General features: G+C 74.6%; 12 protein-coding genes. 9 read left to right on the top strand and 3 right to left on the bottom strand.

From position 1 onward, the window contains the following. Positions 1-5 precede the first annotated feature (5 nt). Genes EDC57_RS00750 through EDC57_RS00740 form a run of 3 tightly spaced genes read right to left on the bottom strand, consistent with a single transcriptional unit; the run spans position 6 to position 2,660 of the window. The gene (locus EDC57_RS00750) at positions 6-479 is read right to left on the bottom strand and encodes a Smg family protein (protein WP_123399277.1); all 474 of its coding nucleotides are present in this window, start codon (positions 477-479) and stop codon (positions 6-8) included. Beyond that, a complete protein-coding gene (gene dprA, locus EDC57_RS00745; protein WP_123399275.1) occupies positions 476-1,594 on the bottom strand; it encodes a DNA-processing protein DprA in 1,119 nt (372 codons plus the stop codon). Before dprA ends, EDC57_RS00750 begins: the two co-directional genes overlap by 4 nt. Before the next feature lie 25 nt (positions 1,595-1,619). Next, entirely contained in the window at positions 1,620-2,660 is a 1,041-nt protein-coding gene (locus tag EDC57_RS00740; RefSeq protein ID WP_123399273.1) for a LysM peptidoglycan-binding domain-containing protein, read from the bottom strand. 158 nt (positions 2,661-2,818) lie between these two features. On the opposite strand from EDC57_RS00740, the gene def reads away from it, so the two are divergent. From def to EDC57_RS00695, 9 genes are read left to right on the top strand one after another with little or no spacing between them, the layout of a single operon-like run. Continuing rightward, positions 2,819-3,322 carry a peptide deformylase gene (def, locus tag EDC57_RS00735; RefSeq protein ID WP_123399271.1) on the top strand — a complete coding sequence of 168 codons (504 nt, stop codon included), beginning with the start codon at positions 2,819-2,821 and terminating at the stop codon, positions 3,320-3,322. A 5-nt stretch (positions 3,323-3,327) separates the two neighbouring features. After that, entirely contained in the window at positions 3,328-4,293 is a 966-nt protein-coding gene (fmt, locus tag EDC57_RS00730; protein WP_123399269.1) for a methionyl-tRNA formyltransferase, read from the top strand. Next, positions 4,290-5,624, top strand: coding sequence for a 16S rRNA (cytosine(967)-C(5))-methyltransferase RsmB (gene rsmB, locus EDC57_RS00725; RefSeq protein WP_245995089.1), 1,335 nt, complete (start codon positions 4,290-4,292; stop codon positions 5,622-5,624). The genes fmt and rsmB overlap by 4 nt, the downstream gene beginning before the upstream one ends. Then, positions 5,624-6,175, top strand: a complete 552-nt coding sequence (locus EDC57_RS00720) for a DUF4390 domain-containing protein (protein WP_123399267.1) — start codon at positions 5,624-5,626, stop codon at positions 6,173-6,175. The genes rsmB and EDC57_RS00720 overlap by 1 nt, the downstream gene beginning before the upstream one ends. Then, complete coding sequence (locus EDC57_RS13240) at positions 6,157-8,379, top strand: sensor histidine kinase (protein ID WP_281272244.1); 2,223 nt, start codon at positions 6,157-6,159, stop codon at positions 8,377-8,379. Before EDC57_RS00720 ends, EDC57_RS13240 begins: the two co-directional genes overlap by 19 nt. After that, complete coding sequence (locus EDC57_RS00710; RefSeq protein ID WP_123399265.1) at positions 8,376-9,755, top strand: sigma-54-dependent transcriptional regulator; 1,380 nt, start codon at positions 8,376-8,378, stop codon at positions 9,753-9,755. Before EDC57_RS13240 ends, EDC57_RS00710 begins: the two co-directional genes overlap by 4 nt. 21 nt (positions 9,756-9,776) lie before the next feature. Further along, the gene (trkA, locus tag EDC57_RS00705; protein WP_123399263.1) at positions 9,777-11,156 is read left to right on the top strand and encodes a Trk system potassium transporter TrkA; all 1,380 of its coding nucleotides are present in this window, start codon (positions 9,777-9,779) and stop codon (positions 11,154-11,156) included. A gap of 4 nt (positions 11,157-11,160) precedes the next feature. Continuing rightward, complete coding sequence (locus tag EDC57_RS00700; RefSeq protein ID WP_211331844.1) at positions 11,161-12,612, top strand: TrkH family potassium uptake protein; 1,452 nt, start codon at positions 11,161-11,163, stop codon at positions 12,610-12,612. 8 nt (positions 12,613-12,620) lie between these two features. Then, positions 12,621-14,066 carry a TrkH family potassium uptake protein gene (locus tag EDC57_RS00695; protein ID WP_342768971.1) on the top strand — a complete coding sequence of 482 codons (1,446 nt, stop codon included), beginning with the start codon at positions 12,621-12,623 and terminating at the stop codon, positions 14,064-14,066. The last annotated feature ends 1 nt before the right edge of the window (position 14,067 follow it).

The following is a 14,067-nucleotide window of genomic DNA, read 5'->3' as shown; positions in this document are numbered from 1 at the left end:
GCCGCTCAGTGCAGGGCCCCGCCGGGGAGCTGGTAGACGTAGTCGCGCATCCAGGCGTAGGCCGCCTCGCGTCCGGGCTCGCTGAACAGCACCATGAGCGCGACCCACTGCGCGGCCTCGCGCCCGAGGTGCGGCTCGTCCAGGGCCAGGAGGCGGTCGAGGACCAGCTCGCGGGTGCGGTGGTCGAGGACGCCGCGCTGCTCCAGATCCAGCAGCAGCCCCCGCGCCTCGAGGTCGAGCCGAGCCACCTCGGCCTCGGTGTAGATCCGGATCGCGCCCGGCGCCACCACCCCGGGCAGGCTCTCCTGGCGCTCGCCCAGCTCCTCGAGCCAGTCGAAGGCGCGCTCGATCTGCTCCTCGTCGAAGCCCTGCTCCTCCAGCTCCGAGCGTAGCGCCTCCTCGCTGGGCGGCTCCGCGGCGGGGGCCTCCATGTAGTGCTCGAACAGATAGACGAGGACGTCGAGGATGGTCTCGTTCATGCTTCCTGGCCGTGCCGCCGGGCGTAGAGGCCCCCGGGCGCCGATGATACCTGCCCCTCCAGCTCGAGGACGAGCAGCATGGAGGAAACCTCCTCGGGGGTCAATCCGGTGCGCTCCACCAGGAGGTCGATCCCGGCCGGCCCGTCGGCGAGGGCGGCGAGGAGCCGCGCGTAGGCGGGATCCCGCCCCGTGGGCGTCCCGGGGCGGTCGGCGGCGGGCGGTTGCGGTGCCGCCGCCGCGGCCCACAGGGGGCCGAGCTCCTCGAGGATGTCGGCGGCCTCCTCCACCAGCTTCGCCCCCTGGCGGATGAGGGCGTGGCAGCCCCGCGCCAGGGGGTTGTGGATGGAGCCGGGGACGGCGAAGACCTCGCGCCCCTGCTCGGCGGCGAGCCGCGCCGTGATGAGCGAGCCGCTGCGCGCCGCCGCCTCCACCACCAGGGTGCCGAGGGCGAGGCCGGCGATGATCCGGTTGCGCCGCGGGAAGTGGTGGGGCCGCGGCGGCGTCCCCGGCGGGAACTCCGAGACGAGCAGGCCGCGGCGGGCGATCTCGCGGGCGAGCTCGCGGTGGCTTGCGGGGTAGACGCGGTCGAGCCCGGTGCCGCAGACCGCCACCGTGGCCCCGCCCGCGGCGAGGGCGCCGCGATGGGCCGCCCCGTCAATGCCGAGGGCGAGGCCGCTGGTGACGGCAAGGCCCGCGCCGACGAGAGCACGGGCGAAGGCGGCGGCGTTCTCGCGCCCGCCCGGGGTGGGGTTGCGGCTGCCGACGATGGCGATCTGGGGGGCTGCGAGCAGCGTCGCCTCACCGTGGAGCCACAGCGCCGGAGGCGGGTCGGGGATGGCGGCGAGCAGCGGCGGATAGGCGGTCTCGCCGAAGAGGACCAGACCCCGTGCCGGATCGGCCTCGAGCCAGGCGCGATCGGCGGCGATGCGGTCGGGATCCGGCCGCCCCAGGTGGGCGATGGCGGCGTCGGCGAGGCCGCACTCGGCGAGTGCCGCCTGCGGGAGCGCCGTCACCGCCGCCGCGTCGCCGCCGGCGCGGGCGAGCGCCGCCGCCAGGGCCGCAGCGCTCAGGCCCGGGGTGCGGGCGATCCAGACCCGGGCCTCGGTCGCCCGCAATCCCTGCGGGGCGGCCACGGGGCGGTCAGGGGGCGGTGACCGGATCGAGCACGTGGATGGGGCGCTCGGCCTCCATGACGAGGGCGTAGCTCACGCGCTCGAAGGGGCGGAAGACCATGACCAGGCCCGAGCGCTCGTCGGGCAGCCGCACGGTCTCGCGCGGCTCGGGGCTGACCACGTCGCGCACGGTGCCCCCGGCACGGTGCACGGCGAGCACGTGCCCGGCCTCGATGCCGTCGGTGCGGCCGAGATCGAGCACCACCACCTGGTACTGGCCGATCTGGGAGACGCCGTCGACCACCGCGATGATGCGCCCGCGGGTCCCGCGCGGCGGGGCGTGGGGATAGAAGGTGTCGGCGCTGCGCTCCTCGCCCACGGGCAGGAGGCGGTCGCCGATCAGGGCCTCGCGCACGGTGTGGGTGAGCACGAGCGTGGCCGGGTCGCCCACCCGCTGCAGCGCGGCGGTCCCGACGAAGAGGGCCTCGTGGCCGAGGATCTCGCCGGTGTCGGGGTCGGTGAAGGTGCGGCCCGGGCGGTAGACGCCGTAGCGCAGCCTGTCCGTGGGCGGGATGCTGCGCACGTAGATGCGGTTGCCGCTGCCGTTGACGAGGTGGCCGTCGAGGCTCTCGACGATGTACGGGGCGCGCTCGAGCTCCTCGCGGCTCAGCACCACCCGCGACTCGTCCAGGAACTGGCGGACGGCCTCGAAGGGGATGGGCGGGATGGCCTCGCGCAGGGGGGTCGCGCGCACCCGCGGCGAGAGCTTCACCGTCGGCCGACCCCGCCGCACCGTGAGCTGCGGGCGCCCCTCGGCGTCGAAGCTCAGCAGGATCTCGTCGCCGGGGTAGATCAGGTGGGGGTTGGCGATCTGGGGGTTGATGTGCCAGATGTCGGGCCAGCGCCAGGGGTCGCGCAGGAAGCGGCTGGCGATGTCCCAGAGGGTGTCGCCGCGGCGCACCACGTAGCGCTCCGGGTGGCCGTCGCGCAGGGCGACGGCGTCGCCTGCAGCGGCCGCCGCGCCGGCGGCGAGGAGGGCGAGGATCCAGCTCAGAATGCGTGCATGCATGCCCGGTCCCCCGGCGTCCTGTCGGGCGAGTGTAGGTCAAAACGACGGCCCCTCAAAGGCTCGCCTATAATGCCAACCCCGTGCAAGCTGTAGCACGGCGGTGGGGCCCGCGCCCGGAAGCGGTCCACACTTCGGCACCATCCACCCGCGGACAGACCATGGCCAAGCTGACGATCCTGCACTTCCCCGATTCGCGGCTGCGCAACCGCGCCGAGCCGGTGGAGCGGGTCGACGACGAGGTGCGCCGCCTCGTGGACGACATGTTCGAGACCATGTACGACGCGCCCGGCATCGGTCTCGCCGCCACCCAGGTCAACGTCCCGCGCCGGGTCGTGGTCATCGACGTCTCCGAGGCCCGCGACCAGCCCCTGTGCCTGATCAACCCCGAGATCCTCGCCGCCGAGGGCGAGGAGGTGAGCGAAGAGGGCTGCCTCTCGGTGCCCGGGGTCTACGAACGGGTGCGCCGGGCGGCGCGGGTGCGGGTGCGTGCCCTCGACCGCGAGGGCGCGCCCTTCGAGCTCGACGCCGAGGGGCTGCTCGCGGTGTGCATCCAGCACGAGCTGGATCACCTCGAGGGGCGGCTCTTCATCGACCGCCTCTCCGAGCTCAAGCGCGAGCGCATCCGCAAGCGGCTCGAGAAGCTGCGCCGCCAGACCATGTGAGGGCGATGGCGGCCTCTCCCCTGCGCGTGATCTTCGCCGGCACCCCGGCGTTCGCGGTGCCGAGCCTCGAGGCCCTGCTCGGGGCCGGCCATGCGGTGGTGGCGGTCTACACCCAGCCCGACCGGCCCGCCGGGCGCGGCCGGCGGCCGCGGCCGAGCCCGGTCAAGGAGGCGGCGCTGGCGGCGGGGCTCGCCGTGCGCCAGCCGCGGACCCTGCGCGATGCGGCCGAGCAGGCCGCGCTCGCCGCGCTCGGCGCCGACCTCATGGTGGTGGTGGCCTACGGCCTTCTCCTGCCGCCGCCGGTGCTGGCGGCGCCGCGGCTCGGCTGCGTCAACGTCCACGCCTCGCTGCTGCCGCGCTGGCGCGGGGCGGCGCCGATCCAGCGCGCGATCCTCGCCGGCGACGGCGAGACCGGGGTGTGCCTGATGCAGATGGACGAGGGCCTGGACACCGGCCCCGTGCTCGCCCGCGCCGCCACCCCCATCGGCCCCGAGGAGACCGCGGGCGAGCTCCACGACCGCCTCGCCGGCATGGGGGCGCGGCTCCTCGTGGAGGCGCTCCCGGCCCTCGCCCGCGGCGAGCTTGCGCCGGTGCCGCAGGACGAGGCGCAGGCCACCTATGCCGAGAAGCTCGCCAAGGAGGAGGCGGTGCTGGATTTTGCGCGTCCGGCCGAGGAGCTCGCGCGGCGGGTGCGCGCCTTCAACCCCTGGCCCGTGGCGGAGGCGCGGCTCGACGACGGCACGCGGCTGCGGGTGTGGCGGGCGCGGGCGCTGCCGGGGGGCGGCGGCGAGCCGGGGCGGGTCCTCGCCGCCGGGCGCGAGGGCGTCGACGTCGCCACCGGGCGGGGGGTGCTGCGCATCCTCGAGCTGCAGCGTCCCGGTGGGCGGCCGCTGGCGGCGGGCGACTTCGTCAACGCCCTGCCGCTCGCCGGGCGGCGCCTCGGTCCCGCCGCCGGCGCCGCGGTCGGGTGAGCGGGGCCGCCGCGGGGCGGACGGAGCAGGTGCGCGCCGCCGCGGCGCGCGTGGTGGCGCGCGTCGTCGGCGACGGCGTCTCCCTCGAGGCCGCGCTGCCCCCGGCGCGGGCGGCGCTCGGCGGGCGCGAGGGGGCGCTCCTGCAGGAGCTGGTCTACGGCACCCTGCGCTGGCAGCCGCGCTGGGCGGCGGTGGCGGCGCGGCTGATGCGGCGGGTGCCGAGGGGGCGCGACCTCGAGGTGGCGGCCCTCGTCTGGGTGGGTCTCTACGAGCTCGCCGAGCTCGCCACCCCGGCGCCGGCGGCGGTGGCGGCGGCGGTGGATGCGGCGCGCGCCCTCGGTCGCGGCTGGGCGGCGGGCCTGGTCAACGCCGTGCTGCGCCGCTTCCTGCGCGAGCGCGGGGCGCTGCTGGCGGCGGTGGAGGCCGACGAGGTGGCGCGCCTCGCCCACCCGCGCTGGTGGCTGCAGCGGCTGCGGCGGGACTGGCCGGCGCACTGGCAGGCGCTCGCGGTGGCGGGCAACCGGCGTCCGCCTCTGGTGGTGCGGGTGGCGGGGGAGCGGGCGGCGTGGCGGGCGCGGCTCGCCGCCGCCGGGGTCGACGCCCTGCCCCATCCGTACGCCCCCCAGGCGCTGGTGCTGCGCCGGCCGCTGGAGGTGACGCGGCTGCCCGGCTGGGCGGAGGGGGCGCTGAGCGTGCAGGATGCGGCGGCGCAGCTCGCCGTGCCCCTGCTCGCGGCGCGCCCCGGGCAACGGGTGCTGGACGCCTGCGCCGCCCCCGGGGGCAAGACCGGGCAGCTGCTGCAGTCCGTGCCGGGGCTGGAGGTGGTGGCCCTGGAGCAGGATGCGGTGCGCGCCGGGCGGCTGCGCGAGACCCTGGCGCGGCTGCGGGTGTCGGCCGAGGTGCGGGTCGCCGACGCCGCCGATCCGGGGTGCTGGTGGGACGGCCGCCCCTTCCACCGCATCCTCCTCGACGCCCCCTGCACCGGCAGCGGCGTGGTGCGCCGCCACCCCGACATCAAGCACCTGCGCCGGGCCTCGGACCCGGCGGCGATGGCGGCGCGGCAGCGGCGGCTGCTGGACGCCCTTTGGCCGCTGCTGGCGCCGGGCGGTATCCTCGTCTACGTCACCTGCTCGGTGTTCGCCGAGGAGAACCACGGCTGGCTGGGGCCGTGGCTGGCCGCGCGCCCGGACGCGCGCGAGCTGCCGGTGCGGGCCTCTTGGGGGCGGGCGCTGCCGGTGGGGCGGCAGGTGCTGACGGGAGAGGCGGGGATGGACGGCTTCTACTACGCGCGTCTGCGCAAGGAGGGCGCGGTCCCGGGGGGCGGGTCCTGATGCGCGCGCTGGCGCTGGTGCTGGCGCTCGCCGCGGCGCCGGCGGCGCCGGCCGCCGAGGCCCCGGGGGTGGTGGTGCGCCATGCGGACACCCGCCTCGTGGAAGAGGTCTACCGCCTCAGCGCCCGCATCGACTACCGCCTCTCCCCGGCCGCGGGCGAGGCGCTGGCCAACGGCGTGCCCCTCACCTTCGAGGTAACGGTGGAGGTGGTGCAGCCGCGGCGCTGGCTGTGGGACGAGACGCTCGCGACGGTGCGGCTGCGCAGCCGCCTGCGCTTCCACGCGCTGAGCGGGCGCTACGTGCTCGTCAACCTCAACAGCGGCGCCCGGCGCACGTTCCGCCGGCTGGAGGCGGCGCTGGCCGCGGCCGGCACCCTCGAGGCGGTGCCGGTGCTGGACCGGCGGCTGCTCGCCCCGGGCGGGCGCTACCAGGCGCGGCTGCGGGCGCGGCTCGACATCGAGGCGCTGCCGGCGCCGCTGCGCCCGCTGGCCTACCTGTCGCCGGGCTGGCGGCTGGCCAGCGAGTGGTACGCGTGGCGGCTCGAGTCCTGAGGCTGGCACGGGTCCTGGCGCGCCGGGGCCCGGCGCGATCGTGGGCGGCCGCGGCGGCGCTGGCGGCGGCGCTCCTCCTCGCCCTCCACCTCATGGGGCAGGCGACGGAGAACTCCGTCCGCTTCGGCCGCCTCTACTCCCTGCTGCTGGTGGTCAACGCCGGGGCGCTGTTTCTGCTCGCGGGGCTGGTGGTGGCGAGCGCGGCCCGGCTGCTGCGCCAGTACCGCGCCGGGGTGGTGGGCTCGCGCCTGACGGCACGGCTGGTGCTGGTCTTCGTCCTCCTCACCCTGGCGCCGGTGGCGGTGGTCTACTCCTTCTCGATCCAGTTCCTGCACCGGGGCATCGACAGCTGGTTCGACGTCCGCATCGAGGAGGCGCTGCGGGACGCGCTGGAGCTGTCGCGCTCGAGCCTCGATCTCTACGTGCGCGAGCAGCTGCGCCAGACCCGGGTCGCGGCCGCCGGCATCCCCGCCGCGGCGCGGCGCGAGGAGCTCGCCCTGGCGGTGGCCGAGGTCCGCGAGGCCCTGGGGGCGAGCGAGCTCACGGTGCTCGCGGGCGACGGCACGATCCTCGCAACGAGCAGCACCGATCCCACCGCCATCGTCCCCTCCCGCCCCCCGGAGGAGGTGCTGCTGCAGGTCCGCTCCGGACGCGTCTACGCAAGCCTCGATCCCGTCACCGAAGGCGATCTCTACGTTCGCATCGTCCTCCCCCTCGCGGCGGCGGGCGAGACGGGGCGCGACCGCCTCGTGCAGGCCCTCTTTCCGGTGCCGACGCGCATCGATGACCTCGCGGCGAGCGTGCAGGAGGCCTTCACCCGCTACCGCGAGCTCGCCTACCTGCGCCGTCCCCTGCGCCTGAGCTTCACCCTGACCCTGTCGCTGGTGCTGGCGGTGAGCGTGCTCGCGGCGATGGCGGCGGCCTTCTACTCGGCGCGGCGGCTGGTGCGGCCCATCCGCGACCTCGCCGAGGGCACGCGCGCGGTGGCGGCCGGCCACTACGACCGCCAGCTGCCGCGCACCAGCCGCGACGAGCTCGGCTTCCTGGTGCAGTCGTTCAACATCATGACCCGGCGCATCGCCCAGGCCAGCGAGCAGGCGCGCCGCAGCCGCGCCGAGCTGGAGCGGCAGAAGGCCTATCTCGAGGCGGTGCTCGGGCACCTCTCCTCGGGGGTGCTGGTGCTCGACGAGGGCGGCGGCATCCGCACCGTCAACCAGGCCGCGGCGCAGCTCCTCGGCATCCCCCTGCGGCGGCTGCACCGGGTCGGCCTCGCGGTGCTCGCGGCCGGGGAGCCGCGCATCGCACCGCTCGCCCGGCTGGTGGAGGCCCATGTCGCCGCGGACGACGAGGAATGGCGGGGGGAGTGCGAGCTCGTCGCCGGCGGCAGCCGCCAGATCCTGGTGGTGAGCGGGACCCGGCTGCCGCCGGCGGCGGGGGCGCCGGGGCAGGTGGTGGTGCTGGAGGACGTGACCGCGCTGGTGCAGGCGCAGCGGGAGGCGGCCTGGGGCGAGGTGGCGCGGCGGCTCGCCCACGAGATCAAGAACCCGCTGACCCCGATCCAGCTCTCGGCCGAGCGGCTCTGCCACAAGTACGCCCGCCGGCTGCCGCCGGAGGAGGCCGCGGCCCTGGAGCGCTACACCCAGACCATCATCCAGCAGGTGCGGGTGATGAAGGACATGGTGGACGCCTTCAGCGCCTACGCCCGCGCCCCGGATCTCGCGCTCGCCCCGGTGGAGATCGACCGCCTGGTGCGCGAGGTCTGCGACCTCTACCGGGGCGAGCGCCGCATCGCCACCCTGGAGGTGGTCACCGGGGGGCTGCCGCCGGTGGCGGCCGATGCCGCGCGCCTGCGCCAGGTCCTGCACAACCTCCTCACCAACGCCGCCGAGGCCCTCGAGGGGCGGGCGGACGGCCGCGTCCGGGTGGAGACGCGGCTGGTGGAGGAGGGCGGGCGGAGCTGGGCCGAGCTTGCGGTCTGCGACAACGGCCCCGGGCTGCCGCAGGGCCTCGCCGACCGCCTCTTCGAGCCCTACGTCACCACCAAGAAGGGCGGCACCGGGCTGGGGCTGGCCATCGTGCGGCGCATCGTGGAGGAACACGGTGGTAAGATCCGCGCCGAGGGCGCCCCCGGTGGGGGGGCGTGCATCCGCATCCGCCTGCCCGCGGAGGGGGGCGCGGCGGGCGCCGTCCGTCAGCAGGCATGAGCAAGGCCCACATCCTCGTCGTCGACGACGAAGAAGACATCCGCCGGCTGCTGCGGGAGATCCTCGAGGACGAGGGCTACAGCGTCGACGAGGCGCAGACCGCAGCGGAGGCCGACGCGGCGCGGCGCGCGCGCCGCCCCGACCTCGTGCTGCTCGACATCTGGATGCCGGACCTCGACGGGGTGACCCTGCTTCGCCGCTGGGTCGACGAGGGCGGCCTGCCCTTCCCGGTGATCATGATGTCGGGCCACGGCACCGTGGAGACCGCGGTGGAGGCGACGCGCCTCGGCGCCTACGACTACCTCGAGAAGCCCCTCTCCATGAGCAAGCTGCTGCTCACGGTGGAGCGCGCCCTGGAGGCGGAGCGGCTGCAGCGGGAGAACGTGGGTCTGCGCCGCCGGGCCGCGGTGGTGACCGAGCCGGTGGGGCGCAGCCTCGTGATGCAGCGGCTGCGCGAGCAGATCCGGCGCATCGCCGCCCACGGCTCGTGGGTGCTGTTCACCGGCGAGCCCGGCAGCGGCAAGGAGACCTGGGCGCGCTACCTCCATGCCCACAGCCCGCGGCGCGACGGTCCCTTCGTGGAGGTGGGGGTGGCCGCCATCGCGCGCGAGAACTCGGCGGTGGAGCTGTTCGGCCGCGAGGAGGGCGGGCGCATCCAGTACGGGCGCCTCGAGCAGGCCAACGGCGGCTCGCTGTTCCTGGACGAGGTGGCGGACATGGATCCGGAGACCCAGGCGCGCCTCGCCAGCGCGCTGGAGGGCGGCTCCTTCCTGCGCGTCGGCGGCGCCGAGCCGGTGACGGTGGACGTGCGCATCCTCGCCGCCACCCACCGGGACCTCGCCGCCGAGGTGCGCGCCGGGCGCTTCCGCGAGGACCTCTTCTACCAGCTCCACGTGGTGCCGGTGGCGGTGCCGCCGCTGCGCGAGCACCCGGAGGACATCCCGGAGCTGCTCGACTTCTACGTCGACCACTTCGTGCGCGAGGAGGGCCTGCCCTTCCGCCGCTTCAGTACCGCGGCCCAGAACCGCTTGCGCAACCACGACTGGCCGGGCAACATCCGCGAGCTCAGGAACCTGGTGCAGCGGCTGCTGATCCTCGGCGCCGGCGAGGAGATCGGCCTCGAGGAGGTGGAGGCCGCGCTCGGCGGCGAGGTGCAGCGCCCCGGGGCGGCGCTGCCCGAGGGGGTGACGCTGGAGGGGCCGCTGCGGGAGGCGCGCGAGCGCTTCGAGCGCGCCTACTTCGTCCACCAGCTGCGCCGCGCCGGGGGCAGTGTGGCGGAGCTTGCGCGCCGCACCGGCATGGAGCGCACGCATCTCTACCGCAAGCTGCGCGCCCTCGGCATCGACCCGCGGCGGGGGGCGGGCGCGGAGGACTGACGGGGCAGCATCGGGGGGGCCGTGAAGAAGATCGTCATCCTCGGCGCCGGCCAGGTGGGGTCGTCGGTCGCCGCCATCCTCTCCTCCGAGGGCAACGACGTCACCGTGGTCGACCGCGACACCGAGCGGCTGCAGGTGCTGCAGGACCGCTACGACCTGCGCACCGTCGCCGGCCACGGCAGCCACCCCAGCGTGCTGGAGCAGGCCGGCACCGCCGATGCGGACATGGTGCTGGCGGTGACCAACTCCGACGAGACCAACATGGTCGCCTGCCAGGTGGCGTACACCCTGTTCCGGACCCCGACCAAGATCGCGCGCGTGCGCGCCGCCGACTACCTGCGCCACCAGGAGGCGCTGTTCGCCCAGGAGGCGCTGCCGGTCGACGTCATCATCAGCCCCGAGAAGCTGGTCACCGAGTACATCCAGCGCCTCATCGAGCACCCGGGGGCACTGCAGGTGCTGGACTTCGCCGACGGCCGCGTGCGCCTCGTGGCGATGCGCGCCTACTACGGCGGGCCGCTGGTGGGCAAGGCCCTGCGCGCCCTGCGCGAGCACCTGCCCGAGGTGGACACGCGCGTGGCCGCCATCTTCCGCCGCGACAAGCCCATCCTGCCCGAGGGCGACACCGTCATCGAGGCCGACGACGAGGTCTTCTTCGTCGCCGCGGCGCCGGACATCCGCCGCGTCATGAGCGAGCTGCGCCGCCTCGAGCGGCCGGTGCACAACGTCCTCATCGCCGGCGGCGGTAACATCGGCACCGCGCTCGCGCGCCGGCTCGAGGACGACTACAACGTCAAGCTCATCGAGCGCGACCGCGGCCGCGCGCAGCGCATCGCCGAGGTGCTCGACCGCACCGTGGTGCTGCAGGGGGACGCCGCCGACGAGGAGCTGCTGCGCGAGGAGAACATCGACCACGTCGACGTCTTCTGCGCCGTCACCAACGAGGACGAGGCCAACATCCTCTCGGCGATGCTGGCCAAGCGGCTGGGGGCGCGCAAGGTGATGGCGCTCATCAACCGCCCGGCCTACGTGGACCTGGTGGAGTCGGGCCCCATCGACATCGCGGTCTCGCCCCAGCAGGCCACGGTGAGCGGCCTGCTCACGCACGTGCGCCGCGGGGACGTGGTCATGGCCCATCCCCTGCGCCGCGGCGCCGCCGAGGCCATCGAGGCGGTGGTCCACGGCGATCGCGCCACCTCGAAGGTGGCAGGGCGGCGGATCGACGAGATCCCCCTCCCCCGGGGCACCACCATCGGCGCGGTGGTGCGCGGCCATGAGGTCCTCATGGCCCACCACGACCTGGTCGTCGAGCCGGGCGACCACGTGATCCTCTTCCTCGTGGACAAGCGGCGGGTGCCGGAGGTGGAGCGGCTCTTCCAGGTCAGCGCCACCTTCCTCTGAGACCGTGCATCCGGCCGCGATCGCCAAGGTGGTGGGCATACTGCTGACACTGTTCAGCGGCTCCATGCTGCCGCCCGCGGGGATCGGGCTCCTCTACGGGGACGGCGCGGTGCAGCCCTTCCTCATCGCCTTCCTCGTCCTGCTCGGGCTCGGGCTCGCCCTGTGGCTGCCCTGCCGCCGCACCCCGGCCGAGCTGCGGGTGCGCGACGGCTTCCTCGTGGTGGTGCTCTTCTGGAGCGTCCTCGGCGCCACCGGGGCGGTCCCGTTGATGCTCGCGGAGCGGCCCCATCTCGACCTCGTCAACGCCGTCTTCGAGTCGGTCTCGGGCCTGACCACCACCGGGGCGACGGTGCTCACCGGGATCGAGGAGCTGCCGCGGGCGGTGCGCTTCTACCGCCAGCAGCTCCAGTGGCTGGGGGGGCTGGGCATCGTCGTCGTCGCGCTCGCCGTGCTGCCGATGCTCGGGGTGGGCGGGATGCAGCTCTACCGGGCCGAGACCCCGGGGCCCATGAAGGACACCAAGCTCACGCCGCGCCTGGCCGAGACCGCCAAGGCGCTGTGGTACATCTACCTCGGGCTCACCGCCGCCTGCGCCCTCGCCTACCGGCTCGCCGGCATGGACTGGTTCGACGCCGTGGGCCACGCCTTCTCCACCGTCGCCATCGGCGGCTTCTCCACCTACGACGCCAGCATCGGCTACTTCGACAGCACCGCGGTGGAGCTGGTGGCCGTGGTCTTCATGCTTCTGGCCGGCATGAACTTCGCGCTGCACTTCGGCGCCGTGCGTCGGCGGAGCCTGCGCGTCTACGCCGCTGACCCCGAGGTGCGCGCCTACCTCGGCATCCTCGCCGCCAGCGCCGCGGTCTCGGTCCTCTTCCTCTACGCCAGCGGCACCTTCGACCGCTTCCCCGACGCGCTGCACCACGGCGTCTTCCAGGCCGTCTCCATCGGCACCACCACCGGCTTCACCACCCACGAGTACTTCACCTGGCCGGGCTTCCTGCCCGTGATGCTGATCCTGACCAGCTTCGTCGGCGGCTGCGCCGGCTCCACCGGCGGCGGCATGAAGGTGATCCGCTGGCTGCTCCTCTACCACCAGGGGCGGCGTGAGATCCTGCGCCTGATCCACCCCGCCGCGATGGTGCCGGTGAAGGTGGGCGGGCGGGTTTTGCCGGAGTCGGTGATGGGTGCGGTGTGGGGCTTCTTCGCCGTCTACGTGGTCACCTTCGCCGTGCTCATGCTGGCGCTCATGGCCACCGGGCTCGACCAGGTCAGCGCCTTCTCCGCGGTGGCCGCCACCCTCAACAACCTGGGCCCGGGCCTCGGCGAGGTGGGGGCCCACTTCGGCACCGTCGGCGACGCCGGCAAGTGGATCCTGATCCTGGCCATGCTCCTCGGGCGGCTCGAGATCTTCACCTTCCTGGTGGTGATCACGCCGGCCTTCTGGCGGCGCTAGGGCCGATGGTGCGGGTCGGCGCCATCCGCTACGTCCTCGGGGCCCTGCTGAGCCTCTACAGCCTGACGCTGCTGCCGCCCATCGCCGTCTCGCTGGGGTTCGGCGACGGCGAGGCCCGCCACTTCCTCCTCACCCTCGCCCTCACCGCGGGGGCGGGCCTTGCCCTGTGGCTTCCGGTGTGCCGCCGCCGGGTCGAGCTCGGCCGCCGCGAGGGCTTCCTGGTGGTGGTGCTCTTCTGGACCACCCTCGGCGTGATCGGCTCGCTGCCCTTCCACTTCAGCCCCCACCTGGGTTTTACCGACGCCGTCTTCGAGGCCCTCTCGGGCTTCACCACCACGGGGGCGACGGTGATCCGGGGCCTCGACGGGCTGCCGCCCTCCATCCTCTGGTACCGGCAGCAGATCCAGTGGCTCGGGGGCATGGGGATCGTGGTCCTGGCGGTGGCGCTCTTCCCCATGCTCGGCGTCGGCGGCATGCAGCTCTACCGGGCCGAGACCCCGGGGCCCATGAAGGACGAGAAGCTCACCCCCCGCATCGCCCACACCGCGCAGTCCCTGTGGCTTATCTACGTGGGCCTGACGGTGCTGTGCGCGCTCGCCTACCGGGTCGCGGGCATGGACTGGTTCGACGCCGTCGGCCACGCCTTCTCCACCATCTCCACCGGCGGCTTCTCCACCCACGACGCCAGCCTCGGCTACTTCGACAACCCCTGGATCGAGGCCGTCGCCGACGTCTTCATGCTCGCGGGGGCGCTCAACTTCGGCATCCACTACCTGGCCCTGCACCGCCGCCGCCCCGGGCTCTACCTGCGCGACCCCGAGGCGCGGGCCTTCCTCGCCGTCGTGCTTGCCGCGACGGCGCTGGTGGCGGTGCTGCTGGCGGTGCTCGGCCGCCACCCGGCGCCCGGCGAGGCCCTGCGCTACGCCCTCTTCCAGGTCATCTCGGTCGTCACCAGCACCGGCTTCACCACCGACGCCTTCGCCTCCTGGCCCTCGTTCCTGCCCATCTTCCTGATCTACATCAGCTTCATCGGCGGCTGCGCCGGCTCCACCGCGGGGGGCATGAAGGTGGTGCGCGTGCTGCTGCTGCTCAAGCAGGGGGTGCGCGAGGTGGGGCGGCTGGTGCATCCGCGCGGCGTGCTGCCGATCAAGCTCGGGGGGCACGTCATGAGCGAGACCGTGGTGGGGGCCGTGTGGGGGTTCTTTGCCCTCTACATGGCGGCCACCGCGACCCTGACCATGCTCATGGTGGCGGCGGGGCTCGACGTGCTCTCGGCCTTCTCCGCGGTGGCCGCCACCCTCAACGTCCTCGGTCCCGGCCTCGGCGAGGTCGCCGCCAACTTCGCCTCGGTCTCCACGGCGGGCAAGTGGGTGCTGATCCTCTCCATGCTGCTGGGGCGGCTGGAGCTGTTCACCCTGCTCGTGATCCTCTCGCCGGGCTTCTGGAGGGGCTGAG

The organism is Inmirania thermothiophila (assembly GCF_003751635.1).
Lineage (GTDB): Bacteria > Pseudomonadota > Gammaproteobacteria > DSM-100275 > DSM-100275 > Inmirania > Inmirania thermothiophila.
This window is presented reverse-complemented; position numbering and strand designations above follow the sequence as displayed.

What these genes read in the sequence shown, in the direction of transcription:
- EDC57_RS00750 (WP_123399277.1), bottom strand. Translation starts at nt 479, where the DNA reads ATGAACGAGACCATCCTCGACGTCCTCGTCTATCTGTTCGAGCACTAC.
- EDC57_RS00740 (WP_123399273.1), bottom strand. Translation starts at nt 2,660, where the DNA reads ATGCATGCACGCATTCTGAGCTGGATCCTCGCCCTCCTCGCCGCCGGC.
- def (WP_123399271.1), top strand. Translation starts at nt 2,819, where the DNA reads ATGGCCAAGCTGACGATCCTGCACTTCCCCGATTCGCGGCTGCGCAAC.
- fmt (WP_123399269.1), top strand. Translation starts at nt 3,328, where the DNA reads ATGGCGGCCTCTCCCCTGCGCGTGATCTTCGCCGGCACCCCGGCGTTC.
- EDC57_RS00720 (WP_123399267.1), top strand. Translation starts at nt 5,624, where the DNA reads ATGCGCGCGCTGGCGCTGGTGCTGGCGCTCGCCGCGGCGCCGGCGGCG.
- EDC57_RS00710 (WP_123399265.1), top strand. Translation starts at nt 8,376, where the DNA reads ATGAGCAAGGCCCACATCCTCGTCGTCGACGACGAAGAAGACATCCGC.